This window comes from Kitasatospora sp. NPDC088783 (assembly GCF_044750705.1).
In the GTDB taxonomy this organism is placed as follows: Bacteria; Actinomycetota; Actinomycetes; order Streptomycetales; family Streptomycetaceae; genus Kitasatospora; species Kitasatospora fiedleri.
Genome location: NZ_JBIVKJ010000043.1, coordinates 1 through 2151, shown reverse-complemented (window position 1 = coordinate 2151; position 2151 = coordinate 1). Strand labels below are relative to the sequence as shown.

The 2151-nt window shown below is 66.9% G+C and carries 1 protein-coding gene; it reads left to right on the top strand.

Features of this window, described 5'->3' with window-relative positions; translation table 11 throughout:
• Window positions 1-635: 635 nt before the first annotated feature.
• Complete coding sequence (locus ACIP60_RS38245; protein ID WP_400694265.1) at window positions 636-2081, top strand: hypothetical protein; 1446 nt, start codon at window positions 636-638, stop codon at window positions 2079-2081.
• Window positions 2082-2151: the final 70 nt, after the last annotated feature.

Genomic DNA, 2151 nt, shown 5'->3' with positions numbered 1-2151 from the left:
CCCAGATGCTGCCGGGAGACACCCGTGAACAGCCGATGCGCCAGAACCACCCGGTCGACTGCCATCCGCACGCCGCGATCATGCCACTCCCCAGCACGCCGACCTCACCCGCTATCACACACCAACTCGCAAGCACCGCTGCAGTACTGGACGGCTCGCCCGACCGGGGTCGGGGGCGCCGGGACCGGCCTGGATCGCCCCGTCATAGCGCCCGGCGCGGGGGCAGCGGGGCTTTTCGTCCGCCCGCCGTACGGGGGCGGCGGGAAACTGCCTTCCAGAAAATTAGTTGACGGTATGTCATGTTTATTTTCCATCTGGTTCTCGGTTGCCAAAAGAACTTGATCCCTGCTCAATTCCCTTGTGCATTGTGGACGATCGGGTGCCGTGCATCCACTCCGGCCGCCCTCGGTGGGGCACGAGCAGCTCCGATCGCGCCGTGCGGCATGGCGGCTGAACCATCCCGCCGGGGATCCGCAGCCCGCGACTGTCAAGGTGGGGGTTCGGACGGGGCGACACGCCCGGGGATCCTGGAATGGTCGTGATGTCGCTTTTAATCGATACACCCCCCATGGGGTGATATGTCACCAGCCCATTTCCCGGGCATGTAAGTCACATTGACACGCCATAGGATTTCCTTGAAGATCAGATTCCCCTTGCTGGGGCTTTTCATATTCAAAGGATTTGGTGTGGCAAGAAGATCCGTGCACGGAGGGTGGGGGCGGACGCTGACCGCCGTCCTGCTTTCTGTCGGTGTGGTGGTGGGCGCGGTCGGCATACCGGCAGTGTCCCCGGCGGTGGCGGCGGAGCCGTCGGGTGCTTCCTCGGGTCCGACGGTGTCGAAGCCGTCGGACGGTGCGGCGGAGGTGCTGGCGGTCGCGGAGGCGCGGCGGAGCGGGAAGCCGGTGGACGTCGAGGCGTTGAAGGGCGAGAGCTCGGACGTGGTGGCGCAGCCGGACGGCCGGTTGTTGGCGACGACGTACGTGCAGCCCAAGCGGGTGCGCAAGGCCGGTCGCGGTTGGGTGGATGTGGATCCGGCGCTGGCGGTGCTGGCGAGCGGTGCGGTGGCGCCGAAGGCGGCGACGTCGGACATCGAGTTCTCCGGTGGGGGGAGCGGTCAGCCGCTGGTGCGGATGTCGCGGGCGGGCAAGGAGCTGAAGCTCACCTGGCCCAAGCCGCTGCCGAAGCCGGTATTGGAGGGGGATACGGCGGAGTACCGGTCGATCCTGCCGGATGTGGACCTGAAGCTGACCGCTTCGGCGGCGGGGTTCAGCCAGGTACTGGTGGTGCACACGCCCGAGGCCGCGAGGAACCCCGAACTGGACGCGCTGCAGCTGGGGTTGCAGAGTGACGGGTTGGAGGTGCGGCAGGAGGCGGACGGTTCGCTGAAGGCCGTGGACCCGGTGGGCGGCGGTACGGTGTTCCAGGCGCCGGTGCCGGTGATGTGGGACTCGTCGAAGCCGGCCGGCGCCGCGTCGGGTGGTGCGGCGAAGTCGGCGCTGTCGAAGTCTGCTACTGACCCGGCTGCCGATGCGGCTGCGGGGGCTGACGGGACGGTTCCGGGTGAGGGTGCGAGGATGACGCGCCTGAAGGTGGGCCTGCCGAAGGGCGGGATGGTCCTGACGCCGGACCAGGGGATGCTGGACGATCCGTCCACCGTGTACCCGGTGATGATCGACCCGGCGTGGTACACCCCGAACGCTTCGGGCTGGGCGGGCGTGTCGCGCACGTACCCGAACCAGACGTACTGGAAGTTCACCTACACCTCGACGTACGTGCACGACTGGGGTGTGGGCTACTGCGGTGACACCTCGCGGTGTGCGCCGACGGACGTGAAGCGGGCGTTCTTCCAGATCCCCAGCGGCGCGTTCGTGGGCAAGCAGATCCTCAGTGCGGAGTTCGGGACGTACGAGAGCCACTCGTACTCGTGCTCGGCGCGTCCGGTGGAGCTGTGGAACACCTCCTACATCGACTCGTCGCTGACGTGGAATAAGCAGAATGCCGCCGGGTTCTGGTCGCGGCACCTGCAGGACATCAACACGGCCAAGGGCTGGAGCAGTGAGCTCTTTCAGAATGGCCACTGATCGGGTGACGGGCCAGCGTTCCGCAACGCACGAGGCTCCCGTGCCGTTGAGAGAGGTGTTAGACATCTCA